Source organism: Bilophila sp. T19-St14 (assembly GCF_059728385.1).
In genome coordinates this window covers 539,286-558,585 of record NZ_BAAGFT010000001.1, presented here as the reverse complement: position 1 = coordinate 558,585, position 19,300 = coordinate 539,286, and the positions used below count along the sequence as shown (strand labels likewise).

The window sequence follows — 19,300 nt, the reverse complement described above, 5'->3', positions numbered from 1 at the left end:
TATCTTCTTTTACGTATTCAGTCAAGTCTTTTCAGGAAGCCAAGTTCCTGTGCAGCCGCGCAGAACCGTTCCGAATGCGTTATGGCGATGGCTCCCCGACCGGACTACGTCAGAGAGCCATGTGGGGCTAAAGTTGCAGCGCCGAAAAATCGGCAAGCCGCTCCATGCGCAGGGTTAATGCCTTAAGCATATTAAGACGGTTGGCGCGAAGATCAGGATCTTCGCACATAACCATGACCTTATCGAAAAGCTCATCTACAGCCGGTCGAAGTGCTGCCAGCATGGAGAAAAGCGCATTAAAATCGTCATTTGCCCAGGCAGCATCAAACGCAGCAAACATCTTTTCCAGAGCTTCCGCAAGCCCTTTTTCCGCCGGTTCCTGCAACAGTTCACGTTTCCACGTACCCTGAAGAACCACACCGGCTTCATGGCCCTGCTTACGGATGATATTGGCGACGCGCTTGAACGTCTGTGCGGCCTGCGGGAAATCATCCTGCCGACTCATGGTTTCCAAAGCACCGAGACGTTGGCCGAGAGCCCATACGTTGTCGGGATCAACAGCGGTCACGGCCTCGACAAGCAACGTATCCTTACCCTGCGTCAGGAAATAGTTCTTTACACGGGCAATGAAAAATTCATTCAGTTTCACGAGCGCTTCGGCGGGGGCCAGCTTCCACTTCCGATCGCCGTACAGCTTCTGTGCTTCCACGAAAAGCTCTTTGACGTCAAAACGGTAGCCACGCTCAAGCATGATACGGGTAATGCCGAGAGCACAACGCCGGAGCGCATAGGGATCGGCCGCACCTGTGGGGATCATGCCCAGCCCAAAGCATCCGACAAGCGTATCCACCTTATCCGCGATCGACAGGATGGAGCCAAGCCCTGTGGCCGGAACGGGCGAATCAGGGCCGGAGGGCAAATACTGTTCGGCAAGAGCGGTTGCGACGGCTTCCGTTTCTCCCTTTTTACGGGCATAAATTCCGCCCATGACACCCTGCAACGTATCGAACTCGCCGACCATAGCGGAAACCAAGTCCGCCTTGGAAAGCCGCCCCGCCCGCGCGGCCTGTTCCTGATCCTGCTGCACCTTCTCGGCAAGCCAGCGGCATAGCGCGCTGATACGGCGGCTCTTTTCGCCCATACTCCCCAAAGGAGCAAGGAATGTGACCGCATCAAGCGCTTCCAGCCACTCATCAAACGTAGCTTCAAGATCGGTCTTCCAGAAAAACCGCCCGTCTTCAAGGCGGGCGCGGAGCACGCGTTCCCATCCCTTTTTGACAAGGGAAAGATCTTTCGGGCGCAGATTCAGAACAGTCAGGAAGTGCGGCATGAGCTTGCCAGAAGCATCTTCCACCCCAAAGCTCTTCTGGTGTTCCTGCATACTGGTCAGCAGGACTTCACGGGGCAACTCAAGAAAAGCAGGATCAAAGTCCCCCAGCAACGGCACGGGACACTCAACCAACCCTTGAACTTCATCAAGCAGGCCGTCGATCCAGATGATTTTGCCGTTGACCGCTTCCGCGATTCTATTCCCCTCGCTGACGATATAGGCGCGCCGTTCAGCCGCCTTCAGTTGAACGGCCCCTTCCTTTACGATGGTGGGTACGTAATCGTCCGCAGTCTTAATTGTAAAGGGTCCGGGGCCAAGCACACGATGCCCCCGCGTAACCCGTCCGGAAACGACCTTACCGATTTCAAACGGAACGACAACATCGCCCAACAGTGCAAGAACCCAACGAATGGGACGGGCAAACGCAAACTCGCCGTCTCCCCAACGCATGCGCTTGGCAAAAGGCAAGGCCGCAATAATGGACGGACACAAACCGGCAAGCACATCCAATGTAGGTACGCCGCCGGTTTTCTTCATCCCGGAAAGGTATTCCCCTTTTTCGGTTTGCGTCCTAGTCAAAACGGAAACGTCAATGCCGAGCGTCTTGGCAAAACCCTGAGCGGCTTTGGTAGGATTCCCTTCGGCATCGAACGCGATGCGGGCGGGCGGCCCCATAACCAGTTCTTCTTTGGTAGGCTGGGTATCTTCCAGCCCTTCCACAAGAACCACGGAGCGACGCGGCGTAGCGCAGGTATCAAGAAGGGAAAATGTATAACCAGCTTCTTCCAGCCCAACCGTGAACCGCTCTGCCAGTTCTTTTTCAACATTGGACAAAAAACGGGCCGGCAGTTCTTCCGTGCCGATTTCAAGAACAAAGGTGGACATTACCGCTTCCCTCCGAGCATGGGATACCCCATTTCCTTACGCTGCTCCGCATACAAACGCGCAACGGATGAGGCCAACGTACGCACACGCCCGATATAGCCGGTGCGTTCCGTAATGGAAATAGCCCCCCGCGCATCCAGCAAATTAAAAGTATGGGAGCACTTTAAACAATAATCATACGCGGGCCAAAGCAGTCCCTGAGCAGCGAGGCGAAGACATTCGGCCTCGAACTGGTCAAAGTGCTCACGGTGCATGGCGGCGTTACTTTCGTCAAAGTTATAGCGGGACTGCTCAACTTCATTCTGATGGTAGATCTGCCCATAGGTCACATATTCGTTCCACTGGATGTCGTAAACGGAATCTTTCCCTTGCAAGTACATGGTCAGACGTTCCAAGCCATAGGTGAGCTCCGCGCTGACGGGCGAGAGATCAATCCCACCGACCTGTTGGAAATAGGTAAACTGCGACACTTCCATACCGTTCAGCCACACTTCCCAGCCGAGTCCCCACGCACCGAGGGTTGGAGATTCCCAGTCGTCTTCAACGAAACGGATGTCATGTTCTTCCTGATGAATCCCCAATGCGCGAAGGCTGCCAAGATAAAGATCCTGCACATCATCTGGTGAGGGCTTTAAAATGACCTGAAACTGGAAATAGTGCTGAAGCCGGTTGGGGTTTTCCCCATACCGCCCATCCGTGGGACGCCGGGAAGGTTCCACATAGGCGACATTCCACGGCTCAGGCCCGATAACACGCAAAAATGTCGATGGGTTAAACGTACCGGCACCACATTCTATATCCATCGGCTGAGCAACGACGCATCCCCTGCTCGCCCAATAGCGTTGCAGAGTGAGAATTACATCCTGAAAATACATGCTTCCTCCATGACAATAGCGGCACTCACCAGTGGGGGATTTCCTTCTGAAAAAGCGGCCACAACAGACCGTTTTTATACTCGGAATTTTTCGGATTACATTCTCCGAAAGCGCCCCCTGTCCCAAGTCAGGCCCAAATGATACTGCACAAAGCCATCCACCGCTCTCGCGCACTCACGTCGTTCCGCCGGGAGCAATACTGCGTCCGCTCCTTCCAAGGAATCAGACGTCAAAAAATGCCAATGCAGGGGTGATACTTCCTGTACTTGGCGCAAAACGTCAAGGGTTTTGCCGCTGATTTCCACAATATTTCCTCGTCCGGAAGCACAATCCGGGCAAATGATGGTTCCTTCGGAAACCAGAAATCCGGCATGATCAAAATCTTTTTTTCCGCAAGAAACACATGCCGTCAAAGCGGGAGCATATCCCTGCTGAGACGCCAAACGCAACCGAAAGAGGATTGGAAGAATATCCTGAACGGTTTCGGACTGTTCGAGAAGTTCCAACGTATCCTTGAGAAGCAGGAATACCCCATCCGCACCATCCTGAGGAACACCAAGCGCTTCAACAAACCGGACACAGTTCATGAACATGCCCAGCCGATTCCAGTCCGTCCGCAAACGTCGGGGGCCACGAATCAGATTGCCTTCCTGTAAGGAGAGGTACATCCCGTTTCGAGTCGTCTTGGTGCTGATCTGGAGTTCGTTAAAAAGATCCAGACAGCCGCAGAATCGTTTGCGACTCCGGCTGCCGCCAAAGGCGAACGCCGAGACGATACCGTGGCGGCGCGTCAACATGCGCAGCCAAAGATCCGCTTCCCGAAAGCGCCCTACCCCCAAAACAAGGGCTGTGTCGGACCATTCCATAGATTAATTCTGAGCGTCATTGGGGAACGTGACAGTCTTGACCTGACCAATTTTTCCTACAGGGGGCAGTTCCTTGCCGTCGTACGTGAGCAGCATGGCTCCCGCATTGCCCAATTTTATAACAAGTTTTTCCTGAAAGTCGACACTCAGGGTATCTCCTTTATGCATGATCCGCTGGCTGTTTTTGCCGTCTGCGGTCGTCGAAACCCAGCAGTCGCCCTGTGCCGTCAACAACATACTGTGCCCTGTAACCTGAGGCGTCTCTTGCGCTGTTGACATCTCCGTTTCAGCAGGCAGGGGCGTTCCACCCAAAACAATCGGTTCCTCTGATGCCGAAGGAAGCGTCGCGTTCACAACCGGCCCTGCAGAAACGGCAGGCGTCGTGACCACAGCAGGAACCGCTTCGGGGACAATCGTAGAAGACACCGCCGACGAGTCCACTTTTTCCTGACTCGCCATATTGCTGGAAAGTCCTGGAATGCTGTCGCGAAAATACCATGCCCCTCCCGCAAGGAACAGTGCGCACAAAAGGATGGCAAGCCAAGGCACATGCCTTTCCTCGCGACGTGCCGCAGTGGGGACAACACGGACTTCCTGTTCACGCAGCTCTTCTTCTGGATCTCTGAGCAGCGCGCACGCAGCGTGGGTAATGCTGTCGTCGACGGCAAGGAGTTTCGCATACGCCCGAATGAACCCCCGGGCATATACGGCGTGGGGCATAGCTTCCATGTCGCCTTCCTCTATGGCTTTAACCAGCCGAGAGGTAATCTTGAGTTGCGCGGCAACATCTTCTTCCGCCAGCCCCTTATGAATACGCCTCTCACGAAGCAGAGCCCCAAAATCTGCCAGCGTCCAAACAGTTTCCGTCTCTTCCATGCTGTGTCCTTTCGGAAATCGAATGCAAAGGGATAGTTATTGGCGGATCTCAACCACAGCCCGCTTGCGGAGCTGTTCACTGTATTCACGGAAGCGCTCTTGGAGCTTCGGTTCACGCAAAATCCTTTCGATCTGCGGCGTGGCTTCCTCCAAGGTTTGCCCCTCTCCGGACTCCATTGAGAGAAGCTTCAACTGTCCTTTCAGTCCGTTGTTCACTTCAAACAATCCGGAAACATCTCCCGGATTGAGCTGAGAGAGGCGATCCTGCCATGTAGGATCAAGGCTGTTCCAATCCACAACACCCACATCGCCACCTTCCTGAGCGCGAGGCCCCACGGAAACCTGACGAGCGGCCTGTTCAAAGGAGAGCTTGCCGCTACGGATGCGGGCGGCAAGCGCCTCGGCATTTTCCGTGGGCGGATATACGATAACCGCGAAACGAACTTTCTGGTTATTCATAAACGTTTGCTTATGCAGATTATAATAATCTGCGATTTCTTCTTTCGTCACAATGACTTTACGGCCGACCATGTTGGCAAGGAGGCGGTTCCGCAAAAGGCTGCTGCGGATGCGTTCACGGAAATCTTTCTCCGTCGTGCGCTGGATCTGGAGCTGACGCTGGAACTCTTCCGGCGTCATTTTATTGCGTGACATGATTTGTTGTATTTCATTATCCACTTCGCTGTCGCCCACCGAAATTTTAAGGCGTTGGGCTTCCTGCGTCAGGATAATGTTGTTGATCATGCGTTCTAGCGTTACCTTGGTTAGTTCTTCTATCGCGGCGGCCTGATTGGGATCTTTAGGATTCAATCCCCGCCGCATGGCTTCGGGGGCGGTTTCGGCCTGTAAGTCAAACACTGTTATCATTTCGCCGTTCACAACGGCGGCAACGCCATTGATGGCGGCGTGTGCGGAAGACGTGATCAAAAACACCAAAAGAAACGCAGTACTGACGATGCGCACGCTATGCTCCTTGATATTCTGGCTTTGGGATTGAAACACTCCCATCCTTGTTTCGTAACACTGGGCACACAAAAAGATTTCCTCAGGAGGAACGTTTTTCGGAATGCGTTCGATCCGATGGAAAACCTTCTTGATATGCTGCCTGTGCGACAATTGTTAGGCAAGATACGCTGATTCCTGCCAACTTGCAACGCCAAGACTTTCTAACGCTTCCGGGCATATCAGTCCGCCAGAAGCGTTCCCAGCGCAAGCCTGGCGGCATCCAACCTGCTTGGGGCAGGCAACTGCATATCCAGCTTCAACTCTAGACTTGATGGGGGAATCAGTTTGGCGTTGCCTTTTTGGGCACTCAAGAACGGCACCAGTTTTTCGGGGGCGATAGCGGTCTGCTTCTCATCCCACAGAATGCGGATCCGATCTTCATATACGTCGGCTTTCAGGGCTTGAGCACCGCTCAGGAATTGTTTAAGCGCCAATACCGCTATAAAGACTTCCAAGGGCTGCGGCAAAACGCCAAAACGATCTCGGAGCTCAAGTTCGAGTTCTTGGCGGGCCTGGGCATCCGGAGCAGCGGACAGCCGCTTATACCAGCGCAGGCGTTCCCGCCCATCTGTAATATAGTCCTCGGGGATATGGGCGGTAAGCCCTAAGTTGAGCTCCGTTTCAACCTGTAACGAGACGCCGCCATTTTTGATCTTGTTGACGGCTTGTTCCAGCATTTCAAGATACAGTTCAAGCCCCACACGCCCCATATGACCGGACTGAACCTCACCAAGGATATTTCCGGCGCCACGCAGCCGCAGATCTTCCATTGCAACCTGGAAGCCTGCCCCCAAATAATCCATATCAAGGATGATACGCAGACGTTCTTTCGTTGCGGCCGGCAGGCGTTCCAAATCCGAAACAACGAAACAGGCAAAAGCCTGCCGATCTGACCGCCCCACCCTGCCCCGCAACTGGTACAACTGCCCCAGACCGAAAAGATGCGCCTGATCGACGATCAGCGTATTGGCCCGAGGGAAGTCCAGCCCCGACTCAACAATAGCGGTACAAACCAGAATATCCAATTCGCCATGCCAAAACGCGTGCATGGTTTCTTCAAGCTTCTTTTCCGGCAACTGTCCATGCGCCATACCGATGCGCGCATTTGGAGCCAGTTCCTTGACGAACTCGACGACCCGTTCCAGTCCCTGCACCCGGTTATGAACCCAAAAAACTTGCCCCTCACGGGACAATTCCCGTTCAATCACCTGCCGGAGCGTTGCCTTGTCCCGCTCCAGCAGCGCCGTGGATACGGGTTTGCGTTCTGGAGGTGCCGTCTCGATGACTGAAAGCTCACGTACCCCGGACATGGATAACTGAAGCGTCCGGGGGATCGGTGTAGCCGTCAATGTGAGCGCATCGACATTCTTTTTGATCTTCTTAAGCTTCTCTTTGTGCCGGACACCGAAACGCTGTTCCTCGTCAAGGATAAGCAAACCAAGATTCGGGAGAACCACATCGTCCGAAAGGAGCCGATGTGTGCCGATAAGAATATCGATCTGCCCTGAAGCCGCCGCCTTGAGCACTTCTTTCTGCTTGGCCGAAGAAACGAAACGGCTTAGCAAGCCGACATTGAGCGCGAAACCCGAAAGCCGGGAGCGAAAGGTCTGATAATGCTGCTCGGCAAGGACCGTTGTAGGACACAATAGCGCAACCTGACGCCCTTCTGAAGCGGCTCTGAAGGCCGCCCGTAGGGCAACCTCCGTTTTGCCGAATCCCACATCTCCACAGACAAGCCGATCCATAGGCTCTGGCTTTTCCATGTCAGCCAGGACGTCCTGTATAGCTTTCGCCTGATCGGGCGTTTCCTCGAAGCCAAAAGACGCTTCAAATTCATGGTACAATTCCCCAAGAGGGGGATACCGGAAGCCCTTGGCCACCTTACGCCATGCATACATTTCGATCAAATCTTCGGCGATTTTCTCAATAGCTTTGCGGGCTTTTTCTTTGCCGGACTGCCAAGACCCACCGCCCAGACGATCCAGTGACGGCTGCGTTTCCCCTCCACCTTTAAAGCGTTGGATGAGGGAAAGGCGATCCACGGGAACATAAAGCCGATCATCCCCAGAGTAGTGCAGCAGCAGGAAATCGTTGGCCGTACTGCCTGTCTCCATACGCAACAGGCCCCCGAAACGGGCAATGCCGTAGTCCCGGTGAACCAGCAAGTCGCCGGGCTTCAACTCATCATACCGGTCGAGCCCTTTAAAGGCTCCTGTAGGAACGCGGCGGCTTTTTTCCGCGTGCGGCTGGAGGAGGTCTTCCCCAAGTAGGATGCTCTGATCCCAAATCAGTTCAGCGCCAGCCCGAAACGGTGCCACCAAAGCGAACAGGCCATGCTGTTCCGCCGAATACCGCAGTAAAGGGGCCAAACCATCCTGAGAAGCAAGATTCAAAAACTTTGTACGGCTCTTTTCGGAAGCAAAGCACAAAATCGTCTGCCGCTTGTCGATCTGCCACCGTTTCAGTGACTGAACGAGTGTCTGCCAAGGGCGATCCTGCTCCGCAATCGAAGGAAACAGATCCTCGAACGAAGAAAGGCTCCGTTCCGGCAGATCATGGGCTTCTTTAGCGACGCCCATCACCAGAGGTTCCGCGTGAATACAGGCGAACCGCTCGCAAGCACTTTCCGCATCGTTTGCGCCGCGTATGGCTAAACGTTGCGGCTGAGGGCGGCCTTCCACATCCTGCGCTTCAAGGGCTTCCGTCCAAAGGCATTCCGCTGAAAACAACATATCCCGAAGCTCGGTGAGCCCCGGCAAGACCCATACTGTATCAGCAGTAAGCCATCCTTCCAGATTGGTCGCCGTGTCATAATAACAACAACCCGGCAATAATCGAAAATCACCTTGCTCTTGTAAGCGCGTCAGCCCAAACCGTTCATTTTCAGTCAGCATGCTTTTTTGAAACAGGCTGTTCCAACGGGCCTGCATTTTTGCTTGGTCTGCGGGTGACTGTCGAATAGGTGACACGGGAAGAATCCGTACTTCGGAAAGATTTGCCTTGGAACGCTGGCTCACAGGATCGAAAAGGCGAATGTCTTCTATAAGATCTCCAAAAAAATCAAGACGTATGGGCTTATCATAACCGGGAGGCATGATGTCGAGGATATCACCACGTCTGGCGATCTCTCCCGGATTCGAGACCATGGAGACGCGCTCATAGCCCCACTCAACGGCCTGTTCAAGGAGCATATCCAACGAGACGTCTTCCCCCCGGATGAGGTTAATCTCCCGATTCTCAAAAAAATCCAGAGGGACAAGTTTGGGAAGCAAGTTATCGGCGGTCAGGATAAGCCCTTTGGCCTGTCCACTACGTAAGGCGTATAGGGCGGCCAAACGTTCCGTCCAGCCCGCACGGTTGACCGAGCGAGGAGGAAACGGCGGTAATGACGTCCAACCACTTTTATGAAGGGCATCCGGCAAAAAGTCCCCGCTGGACAACTCAGGAGAGAAGAGCCGTATTAAGGCACGGGCGGTAAGCAATTCATCCCTGTTTTTTACAACCCAAGCCACACCACGGCCCTGTTGGAACATATCTACGCAAAGCCGCGCCTGTGTAACCAGCCCCGCACGCGCAACGTGTATCCGCCCGTCCTTGAGGTGAGCGATCTCGGCTATCACATCTGTATACACGAAAGTACCTCGTCAACCATTGAACGTCATTCCCAAATCACACGGAATCAATGAAGCTTTCCCACCAATTGTCAAGCCTCGCTCCGCATGGCGATGATCCGGGACAAAAGCTGAAAATAAAACTATTCTTATACTTTTAAACAAATGGACAAGCAGAAGAATTGAATAGGTGAAGGCCCCACTCTTGTCCAAAGGCAAAATGATTATGGAGGCTGGACAAGTCAGCTTCTTAGGTTAGGGCATCATAATCTAACAGCAGGCGCACGGGTTATGAAAAAAATCAATTGATCAAAATGAGATGTTTTGATGTCCCCGTAAGCGGACGAGCCCCTGATGCGGTGATTTCCAGCGTATGCTCAAGGCCAACCATCCCGACACCGGGGATGCCGATTTTCGGCTCAATGGCGACAACCATGCCCTGTTCCAACGGGGCGGTAAAGCCTTTAGCAAAAACCGGGGTCTCATCGACAGTCAAGCCTATGCCATGTCCCAAGAATGGAACCTTGTCACGCCCTAATCCCATAAATCCATCCATTTGCCCTTCTCGTTGGGCAATGGCACATGCCCCTGCCCATATTTCTGCCGGAACAGCTCCCGGCTTCAAAGCTGCTGCGGCTTGTTCAAAAATCTCAACGCACACGGCATGCGCCCGCCGAACAGAGTCGGGGATCGTGTCGGCCGTACCACTCCAATACACCTGTGTCCTATCCGTATTATACCCTTCCACGTTGAACCCCATATCAATGGAAAGCAAAGCGCGTTCCTGCCAAAGGCGTTCAGCATTTCCCATAAACGGAACGGCCGGACACATACCTTTGCAACCAAGGGGGCCATTATAATAGGTTGGATAAATGCCGGACGTTTCAGCAGAGGCATAACCAAAAAAATTTTCCTCACCCGGCGCATTCATCCGCAACATGCCGCTCCCGCCGCACATAAACACCGCTTCCACATACTTTCTTGCAATATCAAACTCGCTCATGCCGGGGTGTATGCACTCTGGGAGAACTTCATCCAACACTTTTGCATGCAATGCCCCGCATCGACGAAGTCTTTCAAGTTCCCACTCAGATTTTACGGATCGAACCTGAGCAAGGACAGCATCGCAGGAAGTGAATCGTACGCCTTCCATACGGCTTTGCAGCATCTCCGCCATCGACCAGTTGAATCCATTTTTATCAACGGCAATGACTGGAGAAAGCGGACTTCCGCACCCGGCGCACAGAGAGGCTATTTCTTTATATGACTTAAAGGGGAAAATGTGATGCAAGGGAGATTCCATTTGCGCACGTTCTACTCCCTTGCGGAGTAATAACACGGGTTCTCCTGCAACGGGCAGCCATATGAGCCCCCACCCTAGTGTTCCTGTCAAATAGTAAATACCAAGCCGGGAAGTAACGAGCATCCCCCCTGCATCAGGAGCGAGCGTGCGCAACAGACGACGACAGTGGGTATGCCGAAATTCTATTTCTCCAAGCGGTAACATATCAGGGCTCGCCATGATCAGCTCTCCTTACAATAAGCTCGTTTTATTCCGTTTTAACGGATTTTTTTGCGTCATTGATCCTTGGAATTTTCCTCATTTTGTTTTTCATTGCAATAGCGGGGTTGAAATATGTTTTTGGAATTTTGGGAAATATTTTTATTGGTTGAGTTGTAGGATATTTGTTGTTATAAATTTACATAATTTTAAAAACTATGGGCTAGTTAAAAACATCAAAAAGGCTTTTACTAACTAGCTGAAAAGCAAATCTTTCCATGTTATCCCAGACGAAGAATACATACCTAAAACCTTTTCATTGCCTTTATTGGCATAACCTACTAAACTTTCCTGCACTCTTTTTGTGAGGTTCATCATGTTGCAGACGTTTCTTTCCGACGGCAGGATGCGCGAATTTCTGACCCAAGCCCGTACAATTGCCGTCGTCGGAGCAAAAAATAAAGAAGGTCAACCTGTTGATCGCGTTGGGAAATATCTCATCCAAGCAGGCTACCAAGTGATTCCGGTTCATCCTGTACGCAAAGACGTGTGGGGACTGCAAACCTATCCTTCGCTTGCCGAAGTACCTTTCCCCATTGACATCGTTAATGTATTCCGGGCGCCGCAATACTGCCCTGCTCATGCGCGGGAGACTGTGGCGCTCTCCCCCCTCCCCCAACTGTTTTGGATGCAGGAAGGCATTGTGAGCGCTGAAGCCGCTTCCACTGCTGGTAAGGCGGGGATCGCCGTCGTCGAAGATTTATGCATCATGGTTGAACACAAACGCCTTCTAGGGAATTGATATCATGAAAAAAACTGTTTTTGACTGCCAAATGTGCGGTCAATGCTGCGAGGGGGAAGGCGGCATAATACTGAGCCCCAAGGATTTGAAGCGCCTTTATGAAGGCTTGAATCTCGAAAAACAGGCTTTCCTTGATGCCTACGGCGTTTTTCGGAATGGAAAATGGCAAGTAAAGACGGGTGAAGACGGGAATTGTATTTTTTTCCGGGCCGGACAAAGCTGTACCGTCCATGCCATCAAGCCAGATGTTTGCCGGGCATGGCCATTTTTCCGCGGAAACATGGCTGATGCCGAAAGCCTCCATCTGGCCAAGGCTTTTTGCCCCGGTATACGCCCTGATGCAACGCATGAGGAATTCGTAGAGGAAGGCCGGGCTTATCTGGAAGAAAACGGGCTCGTGGCCTCTGATCCCGAGCATGAGGGGCACGCCCTTCTGCCGGTTTCCAACACAGGCTCTTCCTTTTAACTTTTCAGGATTCCTGCCCAAACCTTCTGGGCGGGTTTCATGCTTCCGCCTCAGATTGTTCTGAAGACGCCAGCACTATACGACCTCTTACACAGGAGATTTTGGATCATGAATATCCTTATGTTCGGTCCCAACGGCAGCGGCAAAGGCACGCAGGGCGCTCTCATTAAGAAGGCGTTTGGTTTGGCCCATATCGAATCTGGAGCCATTTTCCGCGAACATGTGGGCGGTGGAACCGAACTCGGCAAAAAGGCTAAGGAGTATATGGATCGCGGCGAGCTCGTCCCTGACTCCATTACCATTCCTATGGTCCTTGAAACCCTGAAGACCAAAGGGACTGACGGTTGGCTGCTTGACGGTTTCCCCCGCAATATCGCTCAGGCGGAACAGCTGCACAAAGCGATGCAGGAACAGGGTATGAAGCTTGACTATGTGGTGGAAATCGATCTGCCCCGCAACATTGCCCGCGATCGCATTATGGGCCGCCGGGTGTGCAAAAACGACGGCAATCATCCCAACAATATCTTTATTGATGCCATCAAGCCCAACGGGGACGTCTGCCGGGTCTGCGGCGGCGAACTCACGGCCCGTGCTGACGATCAGGATGAAGCCGCAATCAACAAGCGCCACGATATTTATTACGATGACAAAAAGGGGACATTGGCTGCCGCCCACTACTTCAAGGCGCTGGCCGAAAAAGGTGAAACCAAGTATATCGTCCTCAATGGCCAAGGCACGATCGACAGCATCAAAGAAACACTTACCAAGGAACTGGGGCTGAACTAGTCTTTGCTTTCCAAACGGCAGGCCGATCGAAAAAATTCGATCGGCCTGCCGTTATAAAAAGAATGCGTGACCGGTTATGGAAAAACCATGAGCAGCTCAGTGTGGCCGGTCATTTCTTCAATCCGTTTATCAGTCATACGGAATCCATTTTTTCGGTAAAAGGCGACTGCCCGTTCATTTTCCGCATAAACGGAAAGCTCTAGTGTATCGCGCATTTTTTTGGCTAGAGCTAGCAAGCGGGATCCCACTCCCTTCTTTTGATGCGCAGGGGCAACAAAAAGCGCAGCAAGATAGTCTTCCACAAAAGCTATAAAGGCAACCACTTCGCCCGTGTCCTTATCCTCATCCACAACGACTTCACTTAATGGAAGATACAAGGTTCGCATGGCATCGGCCTTCTCTTCCCAATATGCCTTATCAATAAAAGAATGGGAAAGAATGGAAGCCTCCAGCCATATTCGGATAACGGCCTCCGTGTCTTCTTCTTTAAATGCCCGAATCATCTCCCCTCCATGCGCACGCACCAGGCAAGGGATACCTGAAAGGCCCCATTCTCCATCTGTGGACGAAGGTGCATAGTCGTGCTATGTTTAGGAATTCATAGGTTACGAATATGTTTTCTGTTAGCCCCTATCGGATACCTTATGCATTACTATCCAGTTTTTTTGGAACTTTCTGGACGGAGCTGTCTCGTAGTCGGCGCGGGTGCCGTTGGTTGCCGCAAGATAGCTTCCCTGCTCGAATGCCCTGTTGGGCGGCTTCATGTCATTGACTTAGCTGAACCGGACTCCAATCTTCAAGTATTGCTTGAAGATAAACGTGTCCGTTATACGCGCCGGCCCTTTACACCGTCCGATGTCGAGGGGTGCGCCTTGGTTTTTGCCGCCACCAGCAACAGACAGACCAACGATGCTGTGGCGAAAGCCTGTGCGGAACGCGGCATCCTCTGTAACTGTGCCGATGCGCCTAAGGACAGTTCCTTTATCGTACCCGCCCTTGCGGAACAAGGAAATATCTCCATTGCCCTTTCCACAGGAGGCGCTAGCCCGGCGCTAGCCCGAAAGATCCGTGAAGATTTGGAGATATGGCTCGGAGGACGCTATACGGGGATAAGCGAACTTTTGATGCGGCTCCGTCCCTTGGTTCTTGCCTTACATCACGAGACGAGGCAGAATACAAGCCTCTTCCGGAGCATTGTGAATTCGCCTCTGGCCGAAGCCCTGCAACATCGGGATCGACAAGCGTGCGAATCTTTGCTTGAGGAGTTGCTACCTATCGAACTGCATCCGTATATCATGGAGTTGCTGCATGATCTTGCCTGAACTGTTGCCGGTTCTGGCCATTCACCTATATGCCCTTGGAACGGCTGCCGTCGTGGCGGGTATCCTTGCCCGAAACGAATGGCTCAAGCGTGCCGCCCTCGTGCTTACGGTGCTTGCCTTCACTACCCACACCTTATTGTTGCTCACCTCTTGTATGAGTGACGGGCTCGCTGGCCTAAGCCGTTCTGTGTATGTCCAGCTTCTGGCTTGGTGCATTACCCTCAGTGGACTTGTCGCGTGGCTCCGATGGCGCTATGAGGCACTGCTCCTGACCGTAGCGCCGTTTTCCTTGCTGACGTTCCTGATCGCCCTCTTACTGCGGCATGCCGAAACTCCGCTTCCCCCCGTGCTTTCGGGAATGACTTTTACTATTCATATCATAGCAATATTTATCAGTATCGGCCTGATGGCCCTCGCTTTCGGTGCGGGTGTGCTTTTCCTCATACAGGCAAAGAGCATCAAGTCTAAATCAAAGCTGGCAGGTTTCCAAAAGGATCTTCCCGCCCTCTCCGCATTGGACAAGATCAACGCGTTCACGACGACAGTCGGTTTTCCACTGTTCACGGCAGGCGTACTTTTCGGGTTCATCTCGGCCCGCATCAATTGGGGCACAATCCTTTCCGGTGATCCCAAGGAATTTATTTCGCTCGTTGTTTGGGGCCTGTACGCTTGGCTTTTCCACCAGCGGTTCACACAGGGCTGGCAGGGACGCAAACCGGCAATTCTGGCAATTTGGATCTTCACGGTCTGCGCGTTTTCGCTCATCGTGGTGAACCTTTTTATGACGACACACCACAGCTTTCTGACCACACCACGCTGATATGGAACAACAAATCTATCTTATTGGGCTCAACTACCGTACTGCCGGCGTTGAGGTGCGGGAACGTTTTGCGTTGACGGATCATTGCTCCAAGGATACGTGGGCCATCCCGTTGCGCCCGTCAGGGGAAAACGGTTCGGCCGAGACAACATTAGATGAGGCACTGATCCTCTCAACCTGCAATCGGGTTGAAATCCTTGCCGTAGGCCAAGGAGATGTACCGGGGTTGGTTCTGGAGGCATGGGCCTCCGCCAAAAACCGGAAGGCCGTCGAACTCGCTCCGTATGTATACATCCACAAAGGCCGTGAGGCGATCGCGCACCTGTTTACCGTTGCCTCCAGCCTCGATTCGATGGTGCTTGGTGAACCGCAGATCCTTGGACAGCTTAAAGGCGCTTACCGCAAGGCTACCCTTGCCGGAACGACGAAGACCATCATTAATCGCCTCCTGCACAAGTCATTCAGCGTCGCCAAACGGGTACGTACGGAAACCGGCATTGCGGCAAGCGCCGTTTCCATCAGTTACGCGGCCGTGGAGCTGGCTAAGCGCATTTTCGGCGACATGGGCCAATACCAAGCGATGCTCATCGGTGCTGGCGAAATGGCGGAACTGGCAGCCACCCATTTGATCCAAGCCGGAATCAGCAAGGTCAAGGTCGCCAACCGAACCTACCAGCGCGCTAAAGAACTAGCCGCTGAGTTCAAAGGGGAAGCTATTCCCTTTGAGCACTTGTTCGAGCACCTTGCCGATGTGGACATCATCATCAGTTCCACGGGTTCCCCAGAAGCCATTATTCGTGCCCGCGACATCAAGGATGTCTTGAAGCGCCGCAAGTACCGGCCGATGTTCTTCATCGACATTGCGGTTCCCCGCGACATAGATCCCGACGTCAACAACCTAGATAACGTCTACCTCTATGACATCGATGATCTGAAAGAAGTGGTTGAAGAAAACCTGGCCCATCGGCGCGTCGAAGCGGAAAAAGCGCAGGGGATCGTTAACGAAGAAGTCAATGCTTTCCTTTTTTGGCTGGAATCGTTGGAGCTCCAACCCACTATTGTGGATCTGCTCTCCCACTTTGAAACACATGCGCAAGAAGAGCTTCAGCGGACCTTAAAACGGCTTGGGCCCGTGAATCCGGAAACCCGTGAAGCGTTGGAAGCTATGCTGCATGGTCTGATCAGGAAGCTTTCACATGAGCCAATTACATTCCTGAAAGGGGCCAAGTCCGAGACAGCTTCCCGCAATGTGGAGCTGATCAGGCGCATGTTCGGACTGGATGACGAACACCCGACGGGCCGATGTACGCGCAGGGTCCACAGAAACGGATCTCAACTGCCATAAGGGAACGGACATGCGTTGTTATCTTGTAGACGAGCTCCAGCCTGAAGTCATTGCCAACCTTGAGGCGCAGCTGACGAAAAAGGGCTGTCAATCCGGTATTGAAAGACTGTATTGGCTGCCGTTAGAGAAGGATTACCTGCTTCCCGTCCAGCGTGAGCACACGTCTTCTTGTGGGCCGCATTGCCTTGCATTGGAAATTCTTGACGATGCCGTCAGGCTTGAATTTCTCGTCCGTGCCAAAGGGTGTATGCGCTGCGAATGTGTATGCTATCTCTCTCCGGAAGCCGAACGCCACATGATGGACTGGCTTGATGCCCGCATCATGGAGGCGGAAGCCGAGCAAGGGTACACCCAACAGTAGTCTCAGCATTGCTGGCTTTTTTCATAGGTCGAGTTAAACAAAAGGCCCCTCACATTTTCGTGGGGGCCTTTTCATGAATAGGCTTTCAGTCACTAGAACAGGATCTTAACCTGTTCTTCATCCTTATCTTGACGGCGGCCGATCGTTCCGATGACCCAAGCACCTTTATGCATGGCCTCGAGGCGGCCCATAGCCTCTTCCGCGACCTCACTGGGCACAATAAAGATATAGCCGATACCGCAGTTGAAAATCTGCAGCATTTCAGGCCAAGTCAAGCCGCCTTCCTCACGCAGCCAATGGAAAACGGGCTGTACATCCCACGAAGCGAATTTGATATCCGCAGTGACCGAATTGGGTAGGACACGGGGGATATTATCGTAGAAGCCGCCGCCCGTAATATGGACCATTCCCTTAACGGGCAGATCGCGCATCAGGTTGCGCACAACATCGGAATAGATATAGGTGGGCTCCAGCAGGACATCCTTCACCGTCCTCTCAGAACCGGGCATGATGTCATCCGGACCAAGCCCGCTCTTATCAAGGATCTTGCGGACAAGGGAATAACCGTTGGAATGGATGCCGGAAGAAGCAAGGCCGATGAGCACGTCACCGACCCGTATTCCGGAACCGTCCACGATCTTGGCATTATCAGCCATGCCTACGCAGAATCCCGCGAGATCATACTCACCGTCAGCATACATATCAGGCATTTCGGCCGTTTCACCGCCAAGCAGGGCACATCCAGCTTGCTTGCAGCCCTCCGCGATGCCGGCGATCACTTGCGTGGTTTTATCCACGTCAAGCTTACCGGTCGCAAAGTAGTCGAGGAACAACAACGGACGCGCGCCCTGAACCAAAATATCATTGGCACTCATGGCCACAAGATCGATACCAACCGTATCATGCTTGTCGAAAGCGAAGGCCAGCTTTAACTTGGTGCCGACCCCGTCGGTGGAGGCAACCAGCACCGGCTCGGCCATTCCGGACATATCCGGCTTGAAAAGCCCGCCGAACCCTCCGATATCCGAAAGAACCCCGTGGATATGGGTTTGGGATACGATGGATTTGATACGGGAAACAAGGGAATTGCCGGCGTCAATGTTCACTCCGGCTTCAGTATACGCTTGGGCTCGCGTCAGGGGCATGATCCTCTCCTAAACTAGCGTTGGGTAACTTGTCCGGTGAGAATAGGCTTTTCCCATTACTTGCGCAAGAGGCCAATTTCCTTTCTCGAGTACTCCGTTTCCCCATTCCTCCCCTTGCGGTTCACCCGTTCGGGGACTATTCTGATTGATATCCGATTCTCCCAATACATTGAAGGTTACAAATCATGAATGAAGAAAAACCGTTCGCGGATGAAAACCCCTTTCGAAAACTTGATAAGAAACGTTTTCCGTCTCATGACGAAAAGAAAAAAGCGAAAAGCCTCAAAAAAAACGTCCCTATCTCCAGCAATGACAGTGCAGCTTCCTCTTTTTATACGGAATTCGTCTCGCCTCAGGATGAAGGGGAAACCAGAGCCTTTTTGAATGCCGTTTCTGGCGTGACCAAGCTGGGTGCGTCAGCAAATGCAAAGTGCAAAAAACGACCTTCCGTCACCTCCTTAGAGAATCCCGTACTCGGCAAGCAGTCTCTCCATAACACCGAACAGTTGTTCCCAAAAAAGAAAAAAAATACTGCCCCTGAAACAGTCAATAAAATGGCAGTCTCCCCTGCTCCGGAAAGAATGGAAAACGAAACCGGCGAGGAAGACATCAATTTCTTTGCGGCCATGCAAGATGTTACCCCGCTTTCCGGGAAGGGGCGGGAAGTAGCGGCGGAAGCGCCGACACCTACTCCCCCAGTACAAACACCATCAAACCCCCTTCAGGAATTCATCGACGGCAAGCTTGAGTTTGCGCTTGCCTTCACCGATGAGTATGTGGAAGGGCACGTTGTCGGCCTCGATCTGATGCTTGTAGGGAAACTGCAGGCGGGACAATTCAGCCCGGAGTCTCATCTGGACTTGCATGGAATGAACGCGCAACAGGCTTTTGACGCTTTGGTGGGCTTTTTCCGTGCGGCGTATTTTAAAGGACAACGGACGGTTCTTGTGGTGCCCGGGCGCGGCCTAAATTCTCCTCACGGCATCTCCATCCTCAGGGAAAAAGTTCAGGAGTGGTTTACCCAAGAACCGCTTAAGCGCGTCATCCTTGCGTTCTGTACGGCCAAACCTTCCGATGGCGGGGCGGGAGCCCTCTACGTCCTCCTCCGTAAATTCAGAAAAGGAGGAGGAAAAATTTATTGGGAACGCAGGCCCGTGGATCCAGATTTGATTTAACATTTTTCTGCACGAAACAAACGTTTCACACAATATATCTATTTGAATTTTTTTCAAAAAAATTATACACCTAAAGAATATGGTACTTGTGCAAAAAGATTTTTTACGTGTTTGATGGAAATAGACTGT

At 52.6% G+C, this 19,300-nt stretch carries 17 protein-coding genes; 8 read left to right on the top strand and 9 right to left on the bottom strand.

Annotation, left to right across the window (positions count from 1 at the left end; genetic code table 11):
• Positions 1-127: 127 nt before the first annotated feature.
• The 7 genes from glyS to AC6I1V_RS02500 all read right to left on the bottom strand — a co-directional run bounded on the left by glyS (position 128) and on the right by AC6I1V_RS02500 (position 10,970).
• Positions 128-2,215, bottom strand: a complete 2,088-nt coding sequence (gene glyS, locus AC6I1V_RS02530) for a glycine--tRNA ligase subunit beta (RefSeq protein ID WP_486854300.1) — start codon at positions 2,213-2,215, stop codon at positions 128-130.
• On the bottom strand, positions 2,215-3,090 hold the full coding sequence (locus tag AC6I1V_RS02525) for a glycine--tRNA ligase subunit alpha (protein WP_308771852.1): 876 nt from the start codon (positions 3,088-3,090) through the stop codon (positions 2,215-2,217). Before AC6I1V_RS02525 ends, glyS begins: the two co-directional genes overlap by 1 nt.
• A gap of 95 nt (positions 3,091-3,185) precedes the next feature.
• A complete protein-coding gene (gene recO / locus AC6I1V_RS02520) occupies positions 3,186-3,956 on the bottom strand; it encodes a DNA repair protein RecO (protein WP_486854299.1) in 771 nt (256 codons plus the stop codon).
• Between the two features lie 3 nt (positions 3,957-3,959).
• Positions 3,960-4,832 carry a RodZ domain-containing protein gene (locus tag AC6I1V_RS02515; RefSeq protein ID WP_486854298.1) on the bottom strand — a complete coding sequence of 291 codons (873 nt, stop codon included), beginning with the start codon at positions 4,830-4,832 and terminating at the stop codon, positions 3,960-3,962.
• Positions 4,833-4,868: 36 nt separating this feature from the next.
• Positions 4,869-5,795, bottom strand: coding sequence for a SurA N-terminal domain-containing protein (locus AC6I1V_RS02510; protein ID WP_337430912.1), 927 nt, complete (start codon positions 5,793-5,795; stop codon positions 4,869-4,871).
• Positions 5,796-6,016: 221 nt separating this feature from the next.
• On the bottom strand, positions 6,017-9,469 hold the full coding sequence (mfd, locus tag AC6I1V_RS02505; RefSeq protein WP_497736826.1) for a transcription-repair coupling factor: 3,453 nt from the start codon (positions 9,467-9,469) through the stop codon (positions 6,017-6,019).
• A 280-nt stretch (positions 9,470-9,749) separates the two neighbouring features.
• On the bottom strand, positions 9,750-10,970 hold the full coding sequence (locus AC6I1V_RS02500; protein ID WP_486854177.1) for a M24 family metallopeptidase: 1,221 nt from the start codon (positions 10,968-10,970) through the stop codon (positions 9,750-9,752).
• 355 nt (positions 10,971-11,325) lie between these two features.
• On the opposite strand from AC6I1V_RS02500, the gene AC6I1V_RS02495 reads away from it, so the two are divergent.
• The 3 genes from AC6I1V_RS02495 (at position 11,326) to AC6I1V_RS02485 (ending at position 13,003) form a co-directional block, all read left to right on the top strand.
• Complete coding sequence (locus tag AC6I1V_RS02495; protein ID WP_302553343.1) at positions 11,326-11,751, top strand: CoA-binding protein; 426 nt, start codon at positions 11,326-11,328, stop codon at positions 11,749-11,751.
• A gap of 4 nt (positions 11,752-11,755) precedes the next feature.
• Entirely contained in the window at positions 11,756-12,217 is a 462-nt protein-coding gene (locus tag AC6I1V_RS02490) for a YkgJ family cysteine cluster protein (RefSeq protein WP_302553344.1), read from the top strand.
• A gap of 108 nt (positions 12,218-12,325) precedes the next feature.
• On the top strand, positions 12,326-13,003 hold the full coding sequence (locus tag AC6I1V_RS02485) for an adenylate kinase (RefSeq protein WP_302554639.1): 678 nt from the start codon (positions 12,326-12,328) through the stop codon (positions 13,001-13,003).
• A 74-nt stretch (positions 13,004-13,077) separates the two neighbouring features.
• Here AC6I1V_RS02485 and AC6I1V_RS02480 read toward each other — a convergent pair whose 3' ends face one another.
• Positions 13,078-13,506 carry a GNAT family N-acetyltransferase gene (locus AC6I1V_RS02480; RefSeq protein WP_302554627.1) on the bottom strand — a complete coding sequence of 143 codons (429 nt, stop codon included), beginning with the start codon at positions 13,504-13,506 and terminating at the stop codon, positions 13,078-13,080.
• A gap of 141 nt (positions 13,507-13,647) precedes the next feature.
• On the opposite strand from AC6I1V_RS02480, the gene AC6I1V_RS02475 reads away from it, so the two are divergent.
• Genes AC6I1V_RS02475 through AC6I1V_RS02460 form a run of 4 tightly spaced genes read left to right on the top strand, consistent with a single transcriptional unit; the run spans position 13,648 to position 16,851 of the window.
• Positions 13,648-14,325, top strand: coding sequence for a precorrin-2 dehydrogenase/sirohydrochlorin ferrochelatase family protein (locus AC6I1V_RS02475; RefSeq protein WP_486854176.1), 678 nt, complete (start codon positions 13,648-13,650; stop codon positions 14,323-14,325).
• A complete protein-coding gene (gene ccsA, locus AC6I1V_RS02470; RefSeq protein ID WP_486854175.1) occupies positions 14,312-15,145 on the top strand; it encodes a cytochrome c biogenesis protein CcsA in 834 nt (277 codons plus the stop codon). The genes AC6I1V_RS02475 and ccsA overlap by 14 nt, the downstream gene beginning before the upstream one ends.
• 1 nt (position 15,146) lies before the next feature.
• Positions 15,147-16,490, top strand: a complete 1,344-nt coding sequence (gene hemA / locus AC6I1V_RS02465) for a glutamyl-tRNA reductase (protein ID WP_486854174.1) — start codon at positions 15,147-15,149, stop codon at positions 16,488-16,490.
• Positions 16,491-16,500: 10 nt separating this feature from the next.
• Entirely contained in the window at positions 16,501-16,851 is a 351-nt protein-coding gene (locus AC6I1V_RS02460) for a hypothetical protein (protein ID WP_486854173.1), read from the top strand.
• 92 nt (positions 16,852-16,943) lie between these two features.
• Here AC6I1V_RS02460 and purM read toward each other — a convergent pair whose 3' ends face one another.
• The gene (gene purM, locus AC6I1V_RS02455) at positions 16,944-17,996 is read right to left on the bottom strand and encodes a phosphoribosylformylglycinamidine cyclo-ligase (RefSeq protein ID WP_308771222.1); all 1,053 of its coding nucleotides are present in this window, start codon (positions 17,994-17,996) and stop codon (positions 16,944-16,946) included.
• Positions 17,997-18,181: 185 nt separating this feature from the next.
• On the opposite strand from purM, the gene AC6I1V_RS02450 reads away from it, so the two are divergent.
• The gene (locus tag AC6I1V_RS02450) at positions 18,182-19,171 is read left to right on the top strand and encodes a Smr/MutS family protein (RefSeq protein WP_486854172.1); all 990 of its coding nucleotides are present in this window, start codon (positions 18,182-18,184) and stop codon (positions 19,169-19,171) included.
• Positions 19,172-19,300 lie beyond the last annotated feature (129 nt).